The 19452-nt window shown below is 71.5% G+C and carries 16 protein-coding genes and 1 pseudogene; 11 read left to right on the forward strand and 6 right to left on the reverse strand.

The window, feature by feature from the left end; all coding sequences use genetic code 11:
* Window positions 1-83: 83 nt before the first annotated feature.
* From IF655_RS28940 to IF655_RS28960, 5 genes are read right to left on the reverse strand one after another with little or no spacing between them, the layout of a single operon-like run.
* A complete protein-coding gene (locus IF655_RS28940; protein WP_199588104.1) occupies window positions 84-890 on the reverse strand; it encodes a DUF1295 domain-containing protein in 807 nt (268 codons plus the stop codon).
* Window positions 887-2215, reverse strand: coding sequence for a cyclopropane-fatty-acyl-phospholipid synthase family protein (locus IF655_RS28945; RefSeq protein WP_199588105.1), 1329 nt, complete (start codon window positions 2213-2215; stop codon window positions 887-889). The genes IF655_RS28940 and IF655_RS28945 overlap by 4 nt, the downstream gene beginning before the upstream one ends.
* Window positions 2212-3546: a cyclopropane-fatty-acyl-phospholipid synthase family protein gene (locus tag IF655_RS28950; RefSeq protein WP_242488978.1), complete on the reverse strand. Its 1335-nt coding sequence runs from the start codon at window positions 3544-3546 to the stop codon at window positions 2212-2214. The genes IF655_RS28945 and IF655_RS28950 overlap by 4 nt, the downstream gene beginning before the upstream one ends.
* On the reverse strand, window positions 3543-4283 hold the full coding sequence (locus IF655_RS28955; protein ID WP_199588106.1) for a DUF1365 domain-containing protein: 741 nt from the start codon (window positions 4281-4283) through the stop codon (window positions 3543-3545). The genes IF655_RS28950 and IF655_RS28955 overlap by 4 nt, the downstream gene beginning before the upstream one ends.
* Window positions 4280-5545, reverse strand: a complete 1266-nt coding sequence (locus IF655_RS28960; protein WP_199588107.1) for an NAD(P)/FAD-dependent oxidoreductase — start codon at window positions 5543-5545, stop codon at window positions 4280-4282. The genes IF655_RS28955 and IF655_RS28960 overlap by 4 nt, the downstream gene beginning before the upstream one ends.
* A 566-nt stretch (window positions 5546-6111) precedes the next feature.
* Between IF655_RS28960 and IF655_RS28965 the strand changes: the two genes are divergently transcribed.
* The 11 genes from IF655_RS28965 to IF655_RS29015 all read left to right on the forward strand — a co-directional run bounded on the left by IF655_RS28965 (window position 6112) and on the right by IF655_RS29015 (window position 18058).
* Window positions 6112-6354, forward strand: a complete 243-nt coding sequence (locus tag IF655_RS28965) for a hypothetical protein (RefSeq protein ID WP_199588108.1) — start codon at window positions 6112-6114, stop codon at window positions 6352-6354.
* A 41-nt stretch (window positions 6355-6395) separates the two neighbouring features.
* Window positions 6396-6614 carry a hypothetical protein gene (locus tag IF655_RS28970; protein ID WP_199588109.1) on the forward strand — a complete coding sequence of 73 codons (219 nt, stop codon included), beginning with the start codon at window positions 6396-6398 and terminating at the stop codon, window positions 6612-6614.
* A 160-nt stretch (window positions 6615-6774) separates the two neighbouring features.
* The gene (locus IF655_RS28975) at window positions 6775-7635 is read left to right on the forward strand and encodes a Rieske 2Fe-2S domain-containing protein (RefSeq protein WP_199588110.1); all 861 of its coding nucleotides are present in this window, start codon (window positions 6775-6777) and stop codon (window positions 7633-7635) included.
* 9 nt (window positions 7636-7644) lie between these two features.
* Window positions 7645-8244 (forward strand): DUF488 family protein, encoded by a 600-nt coding sequence (locus tag IF655_RS28980; protein ID WP_277952725.1) that lies wholly within the window; start codon window positions 7645-7647, stop codon window positions 8242-8244.
* A gap of 146 nt (window positions 8245-8390) precedes the next feature.
* Entirely contained in the window at window positions 8391-9278 is an 888-nt protein-coding gene (locus IF655_RS28985; RefSeq protein WP_307815096.1) for a ribonuclease BN, read from the forward strand.
* 98 nt (window positions 9279-9376) lie between these two features.
* Window positions 9377-11449 (forward strand): SpoIIE family protein phosphatase, encoded by a 2073-nt coding sequence (locus tag IF655_RS28990; protein WP_199588111.1) that lies wholly within the window; start codon window positions 9377-9379, stop codon window positions 11447-11449.
* A 106-nt stretch (window positions 11450-11555) separates the two neighbouring features.
* Window positions 11556-13034 (forward strand): glutamate--cysteine ligase, encoded by a 1479-nt coding sequence (locus tag IF655_RS28995; protein ID WP_199588112.1) that lies wholly within the window; start codon window positions 11556-11558, stop codon window positions 13032-13034.
* 187 nt (window positions 13035-13221) lie between these two features.
* Window positions 13222-14739: a catalase gene (locus tag IF655_RS29000; protein WP_199588113.1), complete on the forward strand. Its 1518-nt coding sequence runs from the start codon at window positions 13222-13224 to the stop codon at window positions 14737-14739.
* 88 nt (window positions 14740-14827) lie between these two features.
* Complete coding sequence (locus tag IF655_RS29005; protein WP_199588114.1) at window positions 14828-15799, forward strand: SDR family NAD(P)-dependent oxidoreductase; 972 nt, start codon at window positions 14828-14830, stop codon at window positions 15797-15799.
* Between the two features lie 137 nt (window positions 15800-15936).
* On the forward strand, window positions 15937-16686 hold the full coding sequence (locus tag IF655_RS29010; RefSeq protein ID WP_199588123.1) for a hypothetical protein: 750 nt from the start codon (window positions 15937-15939) through the stop codon (window positions 16684-16686).
* Window positions 16687-17035: 349 nt separating this feature from the next.
* Entirely contained in the window at window positions 17036-18058 is a 1023-nt protein-coding gene (locus IF655_RS29015; RefSeq protein WP_199588115.1) for an alpha/beta hydrolase, read from the forward strand.
* A 19-nt stretch (window positions 18059-18077) separates the two neighbouring features.
* On the opposite strand, the pseudogene IF655_RS31845 reads toward IF655_RS29015, so the two are convergent.
* A pseudogene (locus tag IF655_RS31845) lies at window positions 18078-19243 on the reverse strand (low temperature requirement protein A).
* Window positions 19244-19452: the final 209 nt, after the last annotated feature.

Below are 19452 nucleotides of genomic sequence, written 5' to 3' on the forward strand. Positions count from 1 at the left end.
GAGTCCGTGCCCCTGGAAGGGCGCCGTCCGTGACCCCGGCAGGCGAATGCCCCCGCCCGCGCGAAGGTCCCGAGCGCCCGCCTCTACCGCTTCTTCGGCGGTCTCGGGAAGAACCCGCTCGTGCGCGCCACGTACGCGTCCCAGCCGGGTCGCCCCTCCATGTGCCGCTCCAGCATCCGCTTCCCGCTGCCGTTGATCAGGAGGAAGCTCATCACCACCGGTGCGATCACGGACACCGCGGCCGGGGCCCAGCCGCCGTCGCAGGCGACGAGGAACAGACCCCACCAGACGCAGAAATCGCCGAAGTAGTTGGGGTGGCGGGTCAGCTTCCACAGACCCCGGTCCATGATGCGGCCCCGGCGGGCGGGGTCGGCCTTGAAGCGGGCGAGCTGGGCGTCGCCCACGGTCTCGAAGAACATCCCCACCGCCCACACCGCCGTACCCAGCCAGGCGAGGACGGAGACGGAGGGCGCCGCGTACTGGGCTGCCTGCACGGGGAGGGAGACCAGCCAGACCAGGGCGCCCTGGAGGAGGTAGACCATCCGCAGGGCGTAGAGGTTCCGGTTGCCGGGAGCCTTGTCGAGGAGTGCCTCGTAGCGCGGGTCCTCGCCGTGGCCGCGGCTCCGGCGGGCGATGTGCACGGCCAGCCGCAGTCCCCAGACCGCGGTGAGGACGGTGACGAGGACCCTACGGGCCATGTCGCCCTCGCCTGCCGAGGCGGCGAGGGTGACCACCGCGACGGCGGCGAAGGCCGCGCCCCAGGCGATGTCCACGACCCGGTGCACGCCCTTGCGGACCGCGACGGCGAAGGTGACGGCCATGACGCCGAAGGCGGTCGCCGCCGCCCAGCCGAGGTTCGAGGCGAAGGCGCCCCACGCGAAGCCGGTCACGACTGCTCCAGTCCCCGGTACCAGTCGGCGCCCTCGGGACGGGCCAGTCCGCTCGCGCCCGTGTCGGAGGGGCGGACGCAGAGGATCTGGTCCACGCCCATGCGCCGTTCCTCGAAGGCGAGCGCGCCGCCGACCAGGTAGAGCCGCCAGACGCGGGCGACCTCCTCGCCGACGAGGCGTACGACGTCGTCCCAGCGGCGCTCCAGGGTGCGGTGCCAGGCGGCCACGGTGCGCACGTAGTGCTCGCGCAGCGACTCCACCGAGCGCACCTCGAGTCCGGCGCCCTCCAGCAGCCCGACGGTCTCACCGAGCGGCCGCATGTGCATGTCGGGGGCGATGTACGCCTCGATGAAGGCGCCGCCGCCCGGCGCGCGGTGACCTCGTGACATCTGCTGGACCAGCACCCGGCCCTCCGGCACGGCCAGCCGGTGCAGCGCGGCGGCGAAGGCGGGGTACTCGGCGTCGCCGACGTGCTCCCCCATCTCCACGGTGGCGACCGCGTCGAAGCCGGAGCCGGTGATGTCGCGGTAATCCTGGCACACCACCTCGACCAGGTCCCCGAGCCCCCGCTCGCGGACCTGTTCGCGGACGTGGGCGGCTTGTTCGCGGGCGAGGGTGACGGCGGTGACGCGGGCCTTGTGCCGCTCGGCGGCGTACAGCGTGAGGGAGCCCCAGCCGCAGCCGATGTCGAGCAGCCGGGCGCCGGGGCGCAGTCCGAGCTTGCGGCAGATCAGCTCCAGTTTGGCGCGCTGGGCGCGGACCGCCGCCGCGTCGGTGTCCTCGTCCTCGGCCGCCTCGCCGGTCCAGTAGCCGCAGGAGTAGGCCATGGTGTCGTCGAGGAGGAGGCGGTAGAAGTCGTTGGACAGGTCGTAGTGGTGGCTGATGGCGGCGCGGTCGCGGGATTTGGTGTGCAGCGCGCCACGCAGCCGGGCCTGGGAGGCGGGCGCGGGCGGCGGCGGTCCGACGGCGCCGAGCCGTACGGCCTCGACGGCGGCGCGGGCCCGGTCGGCGAGGGTGAGGCGCGGGGCGTGCGTGCCCCGGGTGCGGGCGGCGGACCATACGGCGCGCAGCCCCTCGGCGAGGTCGCCCTCGACGTCGATCTCGCCGGTGACGTACGCCTGGGCGAGACCGAGTTCGCCGGGCTGCCACAGCAGTCGGCGCAGGGCGCGCCGGGAGCGTACGACGACCACGGGGGCGCCGGGCGGTCCGGTCTCGCTGCCGTCCCAGGCGCGCAGCCGGACGGGCAGCCGGGTGCCGACGGCCTCCTCGGCGAGGTCCGCGATCCGTTGTGCGGCACCGGACCGCTTCGGGGATGTGGTGCTCATGGGGCGGGGTTCTCCTTGGTGAGCAGGTACTGCTGGACGTCGAGGTAGCCGGAGCGGAAACCGGCCTCGGAGTAGGCGAGGTAGAAGGTCCACAGGCGCCGGAAGACCGCGTCGAAGCCGAGGGCGGCGACCTCGTCGGCGCGCTCGGTGAACCGCTCGCGCCACAGCCGCAGGGTCTCGGCGTAGTGCGCGCCGAAGGCGTCGCGGCGGGCGACGGCCAGCCCGGTGTGCTCGCGCACGGTCTGCTCGACGGCTTCCGTGGAGGGCAGCAGCCCGCCGGGGAAGACGTACTTCTGGATCCAGGTGTGGGTGTCCCGGCTGGCCAGCATCCGGTCGTGCGGCATGGTGATGGCCTGGAGGGCGGCCCGTCCGCCGGGGGCGAGGCGTGCCTCCAGGGTGCGGAAGTAGACGGGCCAGAACTCGGCGCCGACGGCCTCGATCATCTCGACACTGACGATGGCGTCGTAGGTGCCGTGCGCCTCGCGGTAGTCGCGCAGTTCGACGGTGACGCGGTCGGTGAGACCCGCCTCGCGCACGCGGCGCAGGGCGAGGTCGCGCTGTTCGCGGGAGAGGGTGAGGGAGGTGACGTGCGCGCCCCGGGCGGCGGCGCGCAGGGCGAGTTCGCCCCAGCCGGTGCCGATTTCCAGCAGCCGGGTGCCCTCGCCGACGGCGGCGAGGTCGAGCAGGCGGTCGATCTTGCGGTGCTGGGCGGCGGCGAGCAGGGACCACTCGGCGGGGAAGCCGCGGAAGACGGCGGCGGAGTAGCTGAGGGTGTCGTCCAGGAAGAGGGCGAAGAGGTCGTTGGACAGGTCGTAGTGGTGGCTGATGTTGTCGCGGGCGCCGTCGGCGGTGTTGCGGCGGGCGGCCGGCTGCCCGGGCGCCCACAGTCCGCGCAGGCGCTGCAGCGGGGCCGGGACCAGCTCGGCGGCGTGGGCGGCGAGCACGGTGAGGGCGCTCACCAGGTCGGGGGCGTCCCACTCCCCCGCCATGTACGACTCGCCGAAGCCGATGAGTCCGCCGGTGCCGACGCGGGCGTGGAAGGCGTCGGGGTCGCGGATCTCGATGAGCGGTCCGCCCAGACCGAGGGTCTCGCCCCCGGCGAGCCGGACGCGCAGCGGCAGTCGGCGCAGCGCGTGGCGTACGACGGCGGCGGCGACGGACCGCACCGGCCAGGAGGCGCGGGGCACGGCGGCCACGTCCGGCCAGCGGGCGGGGTCCACGACCCCGGCGTCCCGGGCACGGCTGTCCCGCGCACGGCCGTCCAGGGCACGGCTGTCCCGGGCGCGCGGGACGCGGGCGCGCGTGTCGGGGCGGTGGTCGGCTGTGGTCATGTGGGGATCTCCGGGTGGTGGTGGCTGCCGGGGCGGGGCCGTACGGGCAGACCGCGCAGGAACAGGCGGATGCCGTGGAAGCGGATGGCGGCCGAGACCGCGAGGGTGGACCAGGGGTGGCGCAGGGACAGGCGCAGCAGCGCGGCCGGGGTGGCGGCGCGGCGGGTGCCGTGCACCGTGGCGGTGAAGGGCGGGGCGCCGGGGCGGTCGAGGCGCAGGGACAGATGGAGGCGTTCGCCGGGCAGCGGCAGCCGCATCTCGTAGCGGCCGTCCACCGGGAAGAACGGCGAGACGTAGAACTCCTTGTCCGTGGCGGCGACTTGATCCGGTCCGGGGTGCAACAGATAGGCGTGGCGCCCGCCGTAGGTGTTGTGGACCTCCGCGACCACACAGCGCGGGGTGCCGTCGGCACCGTGACACCAGTACAGGGTCAGCGGGTTGAAGACGTACCCGAGGACGCGGGCGTGGGTGAGCATCACGACCGGGCCGCCCTCCAGGTCGATGCCGTGCCCGGCGAGGAACCGGTCGAGCGCGGCGCGGATGCTCGGGGCGTCGCCGGTGAAGTGGTCGCGGGCCCGGAAGCGCGCCAACGGCCGGGTGAGCCACGGGAGTCGGGGCAGCCGATCGGGGTCGACCAGCCAGAGGTACGTGCGGTGGCGCAGGGCGTAGCGGAAGGGCGCCCTGCGCACATGGTGGATCGTGCAGGGGTACAGCGCGGGTACGGCGGGCGGGGTCACCAGCGCACCCCCAGCCTGGCCGCCGCCTCCACCCCGCTGCGGCAGCCGTCCTCGTGGAACCCCCAGCCGTGGTAGGCGCCCGCGAACGCCGTGACGCCGGTGGCGAGTTCGGGAAGGCGCTGCTGGGCGGCGACCGACTCCGGCGTGTACACCGGGTGTTCGTACGTCATCCGGGCCAGCACCCGCTCCGGAGCCACCCGGTCCTCGCCGCCGAGCGTGACGATGTGGGGCTCGGTCGTGTCCAGGCGCTGGAGGCGGTTCATGTCGTAGCTGACCCGCACCCGGTCGGCGCCCGCGTCGCAGGCGGGCATCAGGTAGTTCCAGGAGGCACGGGCGCCCGGCGTACGGGGCAGCAGCGCGGTGTCGGTGTGCAGCAGGGTGGGGTTGCGGGAGTAGCGGAAGGCGCCGAGCAGCTCCTTCTCGCGCGGGGTGGCGTCGCCGAGGAGGCGCAGTGCCTGGTCGGGGTGGACGGCGACGACCACGTGGTCGTACGCGGTCGTGCCGCCGTCCTCGGTGATCACCTCGGCGCCGTCCGCGTGCCGCAGCACGGTGCGTACCGGGGTGGCGGTGCGGACCTCGTGCAGCCCGGCAGCGACCCGGTCGACGTAGGTGCGGGAGCCGCCGGTGACGGTGCGCCACACCGGGGAGCCGGTCACGGAGAGCATCCCGTGGTGGTCGAGGAACCTGAACAGATAGGCGGCCGGGTAGCGTTGGGCGGTCGCCGCGTCGCAGGACCAGACGGCGGAGACCAGCGGGGTCATGAAGTGGGCGCGGAAATAGGGGGAGAAGCCCGAGCGGTCCAGGAACTCCCCCAGGGTGAGCGCGGGTTCGCCTGCTCCGTCGTGGGCGAGGAGGCGGCGGGCCGCCCGGTGGAAGGTAGGGATCTCCGCGAGCATCCGCAGATACGGGCCGCGCAGCGCGTTGGACGGCTGGGCGAACAGTCCGCGCGCACCCCGCGCCCCGGCGTACTCCAGACCGCAGCCCTCGCACCGCACCGACATGCTCATCTCCGACTCCTGCGTGGCGACGCCGAGTTCGCGGAAGAGGCGGAGCAGGTGGGGGTAGGTGCGCCGGTTGTGCACGATGAACCCGGAGTCCACCCGCAGCGCAGGACCCCCGCCTGGCCGGGCGAGGTCATGGGTGTGCGCGTGACCGCCGAGGCGGGCGTCGGCCTCGTACAGGGTCACGCGGTGCGAGCGGGCCAGGACGTGGGCGGCGGTCAGTCCGGCGACGCCGCTGCCGACGACGGCGGTGTGACGCATGGATCGGTCCTCTCGAAGGGCGACGGAAAGAAAAAAGGGGGGAGGGCGCCGAAGACTCAGCCCGAGGAGCCCGACGAGCCCGGCAAGCCGGAAGAAGAGGAGCCCGGCAAGTCCGCAAAGGAAGAGAAGGACGAGCGCGACCCCGGCGCGCCGCTCTCGCACCGGAGCCGCCCCGAGGGCCGCTGTCGCGGGGGCGGTACGGCGACACCGCCGGACCGCCGGACCGGAGCCGCACCCCGGTCCCGCGCCACGCGTTCCACGACGGCCGGACGCGTCGGCCGACGGACGCCCGTCGCCGCGCGTGCGGTCCCCGTCGGCGCGGCACACTCCGCGACCGGCCCGCCCCGCAGGTGCGGACCTCGCGGCCCTCGCTCGTCCTTCTCCTCATCCCTCACACCGGGAATCCGGTCCCGACGGCCCGGCGGATTGGTCAATCACCCGATCAGGTGAAAGAAAGATCCCGGACCCATCCCCGGGGCGGTCGGCTACGGATACACCGGTCGACTCCCCGGGAATCCCGCGTCGCCCGGGGCGCGGACCGCCCGCCCCCGGCTTACGATCCCCTCGTGGCAGACATCCCCGACAGCCTGATCGCGCTGGAGCGTTCCGCCGAGATCGAGCGGGCGAGGCTGGCCGGTCTCACCGGTGCCGAGTACGACGCGCAGCGGCAGCGCTGGCGCGCGGTCTACGACGCCGTACAGGACGCGATCGCCTCGTACGCGACGGCGACGGGCGAGGACCGGGAGCGCCTGGAGGAGGCGGTCAGGGCTGCGGTGCGGTGCAGCCAGGAGGACCCCGCCGTGGAGTAGCCGCGCGTGCGGCGGTCCGCGTCCCGGGCCACGCTGGGGGCATGGCCGCCACGCCCCCCGTAGTCGTGTACCCGCCCGCCGAGGACGGGGGACGCCGGGTGCGCGTCGGCGACCGGTTCGTGGGGATGGCGTACACGCTGCTGGACGTCGCCGAGTTCCTGCGCCGCGCGGGCATGGAGGACGTCGAGGCGTCCGACGTCGAGACCGGTCCGTGGGTCGAGTGGCGGGGCGGCGGTCCGGAGACGTGGGGGCGGGACTGAGCACGGACGCACTCCCGCGCACCACCGGACCTTCTGAACTCCCGCCTCCCACCGCGCACATGCTCCGGTGGCCGGGGTAACCGTGCGGTGGGAGCATGAGGCGGAAGCGCCCGGGAGGCCGCTCGACATGTCCGCCCGCCCGCGACGAGGAGCGACTGCCATGCCAAAGCTGGTCGAGGACGCCATCAACGAGATCGGGAACATGCAGGCTCTCGACGGTCCGGCGGGCAAGGCCGCCGGGCTGGTGGGGCGCGCGACGCGCAGCGCCCCGGTCAAGGACGCGCTGTCCGGCACCTGGTTCGGACACGCGCTGCACCCCATGCTCACCGACCTGCCCATCGGCGCGTGGAGCATGGCCACCGTGCTGGACCTGACGACCGGAAAGTCCGGCACCGCCGCCGCGCAGCGGCTCGTCGGCTTCGGGCTGCTCGCGACGGTGCCCGCCGCGGCGACCGGCGCGTCCGACTGGGCCGACACCTACGGTCCGCCGCAGCGGGTCGGACTGGTGCACGCGGTGGGCAACTCCGCCGCGAGCGTGGTGCAGGCGAGTTCCTGGCTGGCGCGCCGCGCGGGCCACCACCGCGCGGGAGCCGCGTTGAGTCTGCTGGGCCTGGGCATCGCGGCCGGAGCCGCCTACCTCGGCGGACATCTGTCGTTCGTCGACGGTGTCGGCGTCAGCCACACCGCGTTCCAGGAGCCCGCCTCGGACTGGACCGAGGTCGTGGCGCTGGCCGAGCTCAGCGAGAACAAGCTCGTGCGGTGCGAGGCGGACGGCGTTCCGGTCGTCGTCGTACGGCACGACGGCAAGGTGTACGCGCTGTCGGACACCTGCACCCACGCGGGCGGTCCCCTGCACGAGGGCAAGGTCACCACCGACGGGTGTGTGCAGTGCCCGTGGCACGGCAGCGAGTTCCGCCTGGACGACGGCGAGGCGGTCCGGGGTCCGGCGTCCGTGCACGAGCCGGACTGGGAGGTCAAGGTCGTCAGCGGCCGCGTCCACGTGCGGCCCGTACAGGTCTGACGGCCCGGGTTGCCCGGCAAGCGGCGGTCTGGAACCCGGCGCGAGGACGGCGAGCGGAAGCGCGTCTGCACGGTGGGCCACTCCACCCGTGACTTCGACGACGTGGTGGCGATGCTCCGCGAGAACGGCATCACCCATCTCGTGGACGTGCGCTCCTTCCCGTCCTCGCGCAAGTTCCCGCAGTGGAACCAGGAGGCCATCGCCGAGGCGCTGCCGGACGACATCGAGTACCGCTGGATCCCCAAGCTGGGCGGACGGCGGTACACCCCCAAGGACGTGCCGACCCCCAACGGAGCCTGGCGGGTCAAGGCGTTCCGCGACTACGCCGACCACATGGCCACCGACGAGTTCCACGAGGGGCTTGACGAGCTGCTGGAGCTGGCCGGACAGGGCAAGCCCGCCATCATGTGCAGCGAGGCGGTGCCCTGGCGCTGCCACCGCAGGCTGATCACGGACGCGCTGCTCGTCGCGGGCGCCGACGTCGACCACATCATGTCGGCGACGTCCACGAAACCGGCCACCCTGGACCCCCTCGCGCACGTCGAGGACGGCCGCATCACGTATCCGCCGGACGAAGCGGCCGACGATGCAGGGGAACCGTCCTCCTGACGTCCACGCCCTGACCCGTACGGCACACCCGTTCACCACTCTGGCCCGCCCACGGCGCCGCGGCCGGGCGCGCCGCGGCGCCGGGGCGGATGATCGGGGCAGGAGACGGAGTCGGTCCGCGTGCGGTGTGCAGGGGAGTCGAGAGCGTGAGCCAGTGGCGGCGCGGCCTCCACCGCGCCTGGGAGTGGGTCGAGCTGCCCGCCCTGCTCCGGCGCGGTCGCGAGCTGGAGCTGATGCACCGCGCGATGGGCTTCGCGACGCTCTCCCTGGTGACACTCGCCCCGCTGCTCATCGTGGTCGCGGCGGCCGATCCGCTCGTCCGGGGTGGTTTCGCGTCGTGGCTGTCGGACGGCATGGGGCTCTCCGGCACCTCGGCGCAGGTGCTCACGGACGTGTTCAGCCCGCCGCGCGAGGTCATCGGCACCACCAGCGCGTGGAGCATCCTGATGCTCGCGCTGTTCGGCGTGTCCTTCGGCGGGAGCGTGCAGAACGCCTTCGAGCGGGTGTGGGGGCTCCCGGCAGGTCCCTGGCACCGGGTCTGGCGGCAGGCGACCTGGCTCGCGGTGCTGATGGCGTATCTGTACCAGGAGGTGCAGACGAAATCGACGCTGCACGGCTCGCCCCGGATCGCGCTCACCACGCTCACCACGGTGCTGTTCTTCTGGTGGGGCCCGTGGTTCCTGCTCGGCGGTCAGGTCCGCTGGTACCTCCTGCTGCCCGGCGCGCTCGCCACCGTGGTCGGGCTGGCGGGGCTGCGGGCCTTCTCCACGCTGGTCTTCACCCCGCTGATCGTCACCAACGCGCTGAGCTACGGCGCGGTCGGCACCGTCCTGGTGGTGTCGTCGTGGCTGATCGGGGTCGGGTTCGTGGTGTACGGCGGCGCGCTGTTCGGGCGCTGGTTCTGCGAGCACCACTGGCTGCCCTCGCACGACGAGGACGGCGACGACGGTGACGGCGACGGTGACGGCGGTGACGACGCGGAGCGGACCCGCACGGACCGGGACGACGAGAACCCCGAGGGCGGCAAGGACTGAGCACCCCGTGACCATGCTTCTGCGGTGCGCGAGCCCCGGCGGCGGAGGCAGCATGGAGGTACGTCCCGGGCGCTCGTACCGGCGGTGGAGGTGGCGGGATGGCAGTGGACTCCTTCCTGGCGGACGACGGACACCGCCCCGACCAGCCGAGTCCGACCGGTCTGCTGGACATGCTGAGCGTGGCCGCCGTGGCGCTGGAGCCCTCCGGGCGGATCGTCTTCTGGTCGCCGCAGGCCGAGGACCTGTTCGGCTACAGCGCCGAGGAGGCGCTCGGGCAGTTCGCGGCGCGGCTGCTCATCGACCCCACGCAGCTCAAGGCCGCCGTGAACCTGTTCACCGAGGTGCTCCAGACGGGCCGGGGCTGGGCGGGCACCTTCCCGGTGCGGCACAAGGACGGCTCCAGCAGGCTGACCGAGTTCCGCACCATGCGGCTGCTGAACGACCGGGGCGAGGTCTACGCCCTGGGCATCGCCGCCGACCACACGCTCCTCCAGCGCGTGGAGACCGATCTGGCGCTGTGCGAGCGGCTGGTGAACCAGTCCCCCATCGGGCTCGCCCTGCTCGACCCGGATCTGTGCTATCTCCTGGTCAACCCGGCGCTGGAGCGGATCGACGGGATGCCGGCGGCGGAGCACATCGGGCGGCGGCTGCGGGACACGATGCCGTTCCCGGACGTGGCCACGGTGGAGTCCGCGCTGCTCCAGGTGCTGGCCAGCGGGCTGCCGCTGCTCGACCAGTACCACGTGGGGCGGCTGCCGGGCGATCCCGAGAACGAGCACGCCTGGTCGCTGTCGTTCTACCGTCTGGAGGACCCGCGCGGGCGGGTGCTGGGCGCGGCCGCCTCGGTGGTGGACGTGACCGAGCGGCACCGGGCGGCCGGGGAGGCGGACCGGGCGCGCAGACGGCTGGCGCTGATCGCGGACGCCTCGGCCCGGATCGGCACCACCCTTGAGGTGCAGCAGACCGCCGACGAGCTGGCCGAGGTCGCGGCACCGCAACTGGCGGACGTGGTCGCGGTGGACGTGCTGGACTCCGCGCTGGCCTGCCGTCGTACGAGCCGTCCGGACGAGGGACCCGAGCTGTTCCGGGCGCTCGCGCTGAAGGCGTCCCATTCCGCGGAGGCGTTGCGCGCCGCCGATCCGCCCGGGGACCTCGCGGCGTACGAGGGCGACCGGCTGGTGACGCTGTGCGTGCACACCGGGCGTCCGGTGCTGGTGGCCCGGGTCGGTCCCGAGGACCTGCCGCGCATCGCGCGGGACGAGCAGGCCGGTGAGCTGCTGGCGCAGGCCGGGGTGCACTCGTATCTGGCCGTGCCGCTGATCGCGCACGGCGAGGTGCTGGGCGCGCTGGATCTGAAGCGGACCCGCAATCCGCTGCCGTTCGACGAGGACGACGTGGTGCTGGCGGCGGAGATCGCCGGGCGGGCGGCGGTGGCGATCGACAACGCGCGCTGGTTCCAGAGCGTGCGCAACACCGCGCTCACCCTCCAGCGCAGCCTGCTGCCCGACCACTCCCCCCGGCACACGGGCCTGGAGGTGGCCTCCCGCTACCAGCCCGCGCAGTCCACCAGCGAGGTCGGCGGCGACTGGTACGACGTGATCCCGCTGGAGGACGGCAAGACGGCGCTGGTGGTGGGCGACGTGATGGGCAACGGCATCGACGCGGCCGCCACGATGGGCCGGCTGCGCACCGCGACCTGCGCCTACGCGGACCTGGACCTCCAGCCGGAGTCGATCCTGCGCCACCTGGACAAGATCACCTGCGATCTGGAGCACTACATCGTCACCTGTCTGTACGCGGTGTACGACCCCGCGACCGGGCGGTGCACCATCGCCAACGCGGGGCATCTGCCGCCCGCCCTGGCCCGCCCGGGCGAGCCTGCCAGGTTCGTGGACCTGCCCACGGCGGCGCCGCTCGGGGTCGGCGGGGTGACCTTCGAGGCGGCCACCGTGGAGCTGACCCCCGGCGATCTGCTGGTGCTGTACACCGACGGGCTGGTCGAGACCCGTCAGCACGCCATCGACGACCGGCTGCGGACCCTGCTGGGCTTCCTCGACGACCCCGCCCGCCCGCTGGAGGAGACCTGCGACCTGCTGCTGTACGGGCTGCGCCATCCCGACGACCACGACGACGTGGCGCTGCTGGTGGCCCGCGCGCTGGAGCCGGAGTAGCGCCCCGGGGGCGTCCAGGGCCCGTACCGGTCCGCGTGGTGGGGCGGGCCGGGTGGTGCGACGCTGGGGTGGAACAGGTGTCCGAGGAGGGAATCCAGGAGGGCCGATGGGACGCGACGTCCCGGCGCTCGTCTTCACCCGCGAGGACCGCCGCCGGTACCGGACCAAGATGCAGGAGTGCCTGGACGCGTTCGCGCAGATGCTCCGCGAGTCGCGCTTCGAGTCCGAGCGGCCGCGGGTCGGCCTGGAGATCGAGCTGAACCTGGTGGACTCCGGCGCGGAACCGGCGATGCGCAACGTCGACGTGCTGGAAGCCATCGCGGACCCGGCGTGGTCGACCGAGCTGGGCCGGTTCAACCTGGAGATCAACGTGCCGCCGCGCGGGCTGACCTCGGGCGGTCCCGACGCCTGGGAGGCGGAGATCCGGGGCGCGCTCAACCACGCGGAGGACCGGGCCAGGACGGTGGGCGCGCGCCTGGTGATGATCGGCATCCTGCCGACCCTGCGCCAGGAGGACATCGGCGAGAAGTCGCTCTCGGAGAACCCGCGCTACCGCCTGCTCAACGACATGGTGTTCGCGGCCCGGGGCGAGGATCTGCGCCTGGAGGTGGACGGGGTGGACCGGCTGCGCGCCTGGGCGGACACCATCACCCCGGAGGCGGCGTGCACCAGCACCCAGTTCCATCTCCAGGTCTCGCCGGAGGAGTTCGCGCCGTACTGGAACGCGGCGCAGACCATCGCCGGGGTGCAGGTGGGGCTCGCGGCCAACTCGCCGTTCCTGTTCGGCCGGGAGCTGTGGCACGAGACCCGTATCCCGCTGTTCGAGCAGGCGACCGACACCCGCCCCGAGGAGATCAAGGTCCAGGGGGTACGGCCCCGGGTGTGGTTCGGGGAGCGGTGGATCAACAGCGTCTTCGACCTCTTCGAGGAGAACCTGCGCTACTTCCCGGCGCTGCTGCCGCTGTGCGACGAGCAGGACCCCGGCGAGACGCTGGACCGGGGCGACATCCCGGAGCTGGGCGAGCTGACGCTGCACAACGGCACCATCTACCGCTGGAACCGGCCGGTGTACGCGGTCGCGCACGACAAGCCGCACGTCCGCATCGAGAACCGGGTGCTGCCCGCGGGTCCGACGGTCGCGGACACCCTCGCCAACGGCGCGTTCTACTACGGTCTGACCCGCGCCCTGGTGGAGGAGGACCGCCCTGTGTGGTCGCGGATGTCGTTCGCGGCAGCCGAGGAGAACCTGCACACGGCGGCGCGCAACGGCATCGACGCGCTGCTGTACTGGCCGGGCATGGGCGAGGTGCCGGTGCCCGAGCTGGTGCTGCGGCGGCTGCTGCCGCTGGCGCACCGGGGTCTGGAGCTGTCCGGGATGGACGCGGCGTGGCGGGAGCCGCTGCTCGGGATCATCGAGCAGCGCTGTGTCACGGCGCGCAACGGGGCGGTGTGGCAGAAGGAGGTGTTCCACCGCTTCGACGCCACCTCCGAGGCGGGTCGTCACGAGGCGCTGCGGCGGATGACCGAGACGTACATCGACTACATGCATCTCAACGCGCCCGTGCACACCTGGCCGGTGGACTGACACGGGCGCCCGCCTGGCGCCGACTCCGCTGTGAGGCCGGAACCGCACCCACCCGGACCATCCCGCCCCCGCCCACGTTTGCCACCCCCCGTCGCCGGTCACCCGGTACCCCTGAGCCCCGTAACCGTCGGCACGGCGTGCGGCAGACGTCGGGCCCGGCGCTTTGGAAAGGAACCGCGAGCTCACCATGACCGAGACTCCCCGCACCACCACCGACTCCGGCGCCCCGGTGGAGAGCGATGAGCATTCGCTCACCGTCGGGCCCGCCGGACCGATCCTGCTCCAGGACGCCTACCTCATCGAGCAGATGGCCCAGTTCAACCGGGAGCGCATTCCCGAGCGGCAGCCGCATGCCAAGGGCAGCGGGGCGTTCGGGCGTTTCGAGGTGACTGGGGATGTCACGCCGTACACCAAGGCGGCCGTGTTCCAGCCCGGTACACGTACCGATCTGGTCGCCCGGTTCTCCACCGTCGCCGGGGAGCGCGGGAGCCCGGACACCTGGCGCGACCCGCGCGGCTTCGCGGTGAAGTTCTACACCAGCGAGGGCAACTACGACATGGTCGGCAACAACACGCCGGTGTTCTTCGTCAAGGACCCGATGAAGTTCCAGCACTTCATCCGGTCCCAGAAGCGCCGCGCCGACAACAACCTGCGTGACCATGACATGCAGTGGGACTTCTGGACCCTCTCCCCCGAGTCGGCGCACCAGGTCACCTGGCTCATGGGCGACCGGGGCGTGCCGCGCACGTGGCGGCACATGAACGGCTACACGTCGCACACGTACATGTGGATCAACGAGGCCGGCGAGGAGTTCTGGGTCAAGTACCACTTCAAGACCGACCAGGGCATCGAGTTCTTCACCCAGGACGAGGCCGACCAGATGGCCTCGGCCGACACCGACTACCACACACGTGATCTGTTCGAGCACATCCGGGACGGGGACCACCCGAGCTGGACGCTGTACGTGCAGATCATGCCGTACGCGGACGCCGCCGAGTACCGCTTCAACCCCTTCGACCTCACCAAGGTGTGGCCGCACGGCGACTACCCGCTGATCGAGGTCGGCCGGATGACGCTGGACCGGAATCCGACGGACAACCACGCGGAGATCGAGCAGCTCGCGTTCCAGCCGAACAACTTCGTGCCCGGCATCGGGCCGAGCCCCGACCGCATGCTGCTGGCCCGGCTCTTCTCGTACGCCGACGCGCATCGCCACCGCATCGGCGCGAACTACGCCCAGCTCCCGGTCAACGCGCCCATCACCGACGTCCACACGTACTCCAAGGACGGGGCGATGGCGTACCGCAAGACCAGCGACCCCGTGTACGCCCCGAACTCCAAGGGCGGACCCGCCGCGGACACCGCCGAGTACGGCACCCCGCCGACCTGGCACACCGACGGTGACATCACCCGTACGGCGTACGTCTCGCACGCGGAGGACGACGACTGGGGGCAGGCCGGCACCCTCGTCCGGGAGGTGCTGGACGACGACGCCCGCGACCGGCTCGTGGACAACGTCGTGGGCCACCTGCTCAACGGCGTCACCGAGCCGGTGCTCGAGCGCGCCTTCGAGTACTGGACCAACATCGACCCCAAGATCGGCGCGCGGATCACCGAGGGCGTGCGCGCCAAGGCCGATGAGAAGGACCCGAAGGCCGCTGACCAGGGGAACCCGGCCCGTAGCAGCATGCAGCACAAAGCCTGACCCCCACCCGCCGAGCGCCCCTCCCCCCTCAGTGGGGTGAGGGGCGCTCGGCCGTGTGAGGGCGGGGCGTCCGGGTACTTCGGATGCCATGAGTGTCACCTCGCTGATCGACACCGCCCTCGACCGCTCCGTCGTCCTCGGCTACGGCTGGCCCGGACTGCTCGTGCGCAAAGCCCTGCCGGACTGGCCCGACGGACCCGAACGGATGGACGGCAAGGTCGTCCTCGTCACCGGCGCGGGGTCCGGGGTCGGTCTCGCGGCTGCCGTCGGCTTCGCCGGGCTGGGAGCCTCGGTGCGGGTGCTCGGCCGTAGCGAGCAGCGTGCCGAGGAGGCCGCCGCGCTCACGCGGGAGCAGGCGGGAGATGACGTCGACGTACGGCCCGTCGCGTGCGACGTCAGCAGTCTTGCCGCGCTGCGGGACTTCACCGCGCGGTTCCTGGAGGAGGAGGACCGGCTGGACGTGCTGGTCAACAACGCGGGGGTGATGCCGGACGAGCGGCAGTACAGCGTGGACGGGGTGGAGCTGACGTTCGCCACGCATGTGCTGGCGCCCTGGGTGCTGATCGAAGAGCTGACACCGCTGCTGGCCCGCTCCGCGCCGTCGGTGGTGATCAACGTGACCTCGGGCGGCCAGTACGCACAGCGGCTTCCCGCCGGTGATCCCGAGTCCGAGGAGACGCCGTACAGCCCGAAGACGTTCTACGCCCGGACCAAGCGGGCTCAGGTGGTGGTCACCGAGAAGTGGGCGGAGCGGTTGCACGACCAGGGTGTGCATGTGCACTCGATGCATCCGGGGTGGGCGGACACGAAGGGGGTACGGCAGTGGCTGCCGGTCTTCCGGGCGGTGACCCGGCCCATCATTCGCACCCCCGCCCAAGGGGCCGACACCATCGTCTGGCTCGGCGCGGCTTCGGAGGCCACCGAGAACGACGGCCTGTTCTGGCACGATCGGCGGCCTCGGCCGACTACGTATCCCCTCGCGGCGGGAGCGGATTCGGAGGAGGTGCGGGAGGAGTTGTGGGAGTACGTCTCGTCCCTCGCGCGTGGTGAGAGGGGTTGAGGGGGCGCTCAGCGGCGGGCGCCAGTCAGGGAGTCAGGGAACACCCGTACGGTTCGTCCTTGATCGCTGTGTATTCTCGCCTCCCACATCACAGGGGAGGGATCATGAAACGAAGATCGGCCGCGGCGGCCTGGGGCATGGCCGGTGGGGCGGTCGCCCTGACGCTGCTGTCCACGACCGTCGCCCATGCGGAGGGCCGGGGGGACGTGCGGGTCACGAAGACCGTCGTGAACGGCGGAAAGAACGTCGTCGTCGGGACGTCGAAGACCATCACCTATCCCATCGCCGTCACCATCCGGGACAACTCCGGGGTGAAGGGTCTGACGGACATCAGCGTGTTCAACTCGGACAACGGCTGGGGATTCAGCGACTGGGTGGGCACCCAGTGCGAGAAGAAGAGCTCCACCACCTCGGTGTGCACGGCCACGATGACGGTCACCCCTGCCTGGCTTCCCGACAGCCTGCCCGACCCCAATACGGCGGCCGGCACCTGGCAGGTCAACGCGACCGTGAAGGCCAAGGACGGTGACTACTGGATCTCCGACCGCATCGCCCGGTTCAAGATGAAGCGCGCCTCGAAGCTGACGACGAACGCGTCGCCCGAACCGGTCGTCAAGGGACACAAGTTGACCGTCACAGGCAGCCTGACCCGCGCGAATTGGAAGGACCTGAAGTATCACGGGTTCTCCGGGCAGGCCGTACAGCTTCAGTTCAAGAAGTCCGGCGCCTCTCGGTTCAGCACCGTCAAGACGGCGAAGACCAGTAGCACCGGCAAGCTCAGCACCACTGTCACCGCCAACTCGGCTGGAACCTGGCGGTGGTTCTTCCCCGGTACCACGACGACGGCACAGGTCGCGTCGGGCGGTGATGCGGTGAAGCTGAAGTAGCGGCTTCTCAGAAGCGGGGTGGCGGCGGCGGAAGCAGGTGCCTGATCAGGGCCGTCACCGCTGCCCCGGCCGGGGCTACGCACCAGCGGACGGTAGTGATCAAGCCGCCGCTGCGGAAGCGTGAAACAAAAGAAGGATCATCTTTTGGTGCGGGATAACTTGCCGGGCAGGCAGCCAAGGTGGATAAACCCCCTTCTTCGGATGGCCATGCAGGCCGACGGATTCCCCACAACCCATTTCACGGGTCCCGAGAGTAAGATTTTCGGTGGGCCCTCCGGAATCAAATGGCCACGCTTATCTTGACACGCCACCGAACGTCGGCATTCAGAAATCAAGAAAGACAGAAGCCATGATCGCGTTCAACAACAAGGGCGAGCAGATCGATGTCGATATCGACCTCGGTCAGCATGATCGCGACCTCTCCACCTTGCCGCAGCCCACCGGCACCGACGAGGAGAAGCTGCGGGGGCTGGTGGACCAGTACGCGCAGATGTTCGCGCACGGTGCCCGCACGTCGGTGCTGAAGCGGCCGACGGATGTGGGGATGGAGTACGAGGAGGTGCAGTTCCCCTCCAGGGACGGGATCGCACTCGAGGCGTGGTACATCCCCGCCGAAGGTTCGGACCGCCTCCTCGTGGTCAACCACCCGATGACCTGCAACCGGTACGGATTCCCCGGGCAGCTTGAGCCGTGGCACACCGAGCTGGGCGTGTTCGGGGGCTTCGAGGTCGACTTCCTGACCGAGCTACGGTTCCTGCACGACGCCGGCTACAACATCCTCACCTACGACCTCCGCAACCACGGCCTGAGCAGCGACGCCAACGGCGTCACCAGCGGGCTCGGACTGATCGAGGCTCGCGATGTCGTCGGTTCGCTGCGCTACGTCCGCAGCCAGGACCACCTGGCGGCGATGAAGCTCGGCCTCTACAGCCGGTGCATGGGAGCCAACTCCACGATCGTCGCCATGAACTTCTGGCCCGAGGAGTTCGGCGGTGTCCAGGCTCTCGTGATCCTCAACTCGGTGTCCGGCAAGACCTTCATCGAGCAGGGCGCGAAGAACATCGGTCTCGACCCCGACACAGCACGCGAGGCGCTGGCGAAGAAGCTGGTCGGTCTGTGCGGTATGCGCCTGGACGAGGAATCCCCCCAGTTGTACGCCGACGCGGTCAAGGTGCCCACCTTCATGGCCCAGCTGCGCCACGACTTCCTGATCGACGCAGAGAAGGACGGCACCGAGATCTTCGACGCGATCGGCGCGGAGGACAAGGAGCTGTTCTGGATCGAGGGCTCCAACCAGCGGTTCTACGCCTACAACTACTTCGGACAGCACCCCGAGAAACTCATCGACTGGTTCGACAGCCACCTCAAATAGTTCCCGGGGCGCTCCCGGCTCAGCTCTCGGCATCCTCCCGGAGCGACCGGGTCAACGCCCGGTGCGCCCGGGCCAGTACGGCGGCCGTCACGACGAGGATGACGTCGAGCAGGGCGAGAGACGCCAGCGGGGGAAGCCAGACGGCGGCGACCCCGACGACGACCAGGACGCCGGAGGCGACGAGGCGTTGGGTCCAGGCGCCCTGGGCCGTGGCGCGGTAGAACCAGGCCGTGGTGGCCAAGTAGAGCGCGGGGCCGCCGAAGAGGAGGAGGGCGAGGGTCACGGACCCGTGACCGGTCGGGTGGGCGATGGCGAGCTCGCTGCCGACGGCGAGGGCGACCAGCGCCGCCAGCACGAGATAGGCACTGTTGACACCGAGACGTACCGCTCGCACGCGGTCGGTGGACGACGCGACGACGATGGCGATGACGTCCTCGCCGCCGCCGAAGTAGACGGCCCACAGGCACACCAGGGCGATGAACACGCCCGCGGTGGCGAGCACGCTGGAAACGTCGACGGGTGCGTCCGCCATCGCGCGGCCCGCGGTGAGGACCGTCTCACCGAGCAGGATGATGAAGAACAGCCGCAGTCGCTCCAGCATGTGCTCGGCGTCGAAGACGAGTTCGCCGCCGCTGAGGGTACGGCCGGGCAGCGGATGCGCGAGCCAGGTGCCGGTGAGGTCGACGAGCGCGGCGGCGGCCCACCACCACAGCCGGGGCTCGGAGCCGACCACGGCGCCGACGATCCACAACGGCGCGGAGGCCGCGATCCACACCAGGGTCGGTGGAAATGCTCGCGCAGCGCGTCGGTACGGGCGGCCAGGGCGGTGACGGCACAGGCGAAGAACAGGATGGCGAGGAGCGGGGCGACGAAGGCCCAGGCCCGGTCCTCGAACGCCCCTGGAATCTCGGCGTTCATGAACAGCCCAAGCCCCATGGCAATGACGATCATCCACCGGGTGACATCGCGCTTGATGTCGAGAAACGTGGCCTCGTAACTGGTGTAGGACCAGGTGCCGAACACGGCGACCAGGAGGATCGCCGTCTCCGCGGCGCCGCGCCAGGTGAGGTGTTCCAGAAGGTGGTGGGAGAGCTGGGAGACCGCGAAGACGAAGACCAGGTCGTAGAACAGTTCCAGCGGCGACACCTCCCGCCGCAGTCTCAGCGACTCGGGCACGCTGCTCATGATCAAGGTCTCCTGCCTCGGGACGACGCGCCTCAATTGCCGTCCCGTTGTGGTTCGTACGACAGTGGTGGGGGGGGCGCCCCCCCCCCCCCCCCCCCCCAAAAAACCCCCCCCCCCCCCCCCCCCCCCCCCCCCCAAACCCCCCGGGGCCCCCGGGGCCGGGGGACCAAGGCCCCCCCAAAAAACCCCCCCACAAAGGCCCCCCCCAA

It is taken from the genome of Streptomyces sp. DSM 110735 (assembly GCF_016482685.1).
Lineage (GTDB): Bacteria > Actinomycetota > Actinomycetes > Streptomycetales > Streptomycetaceae > Streptomyces.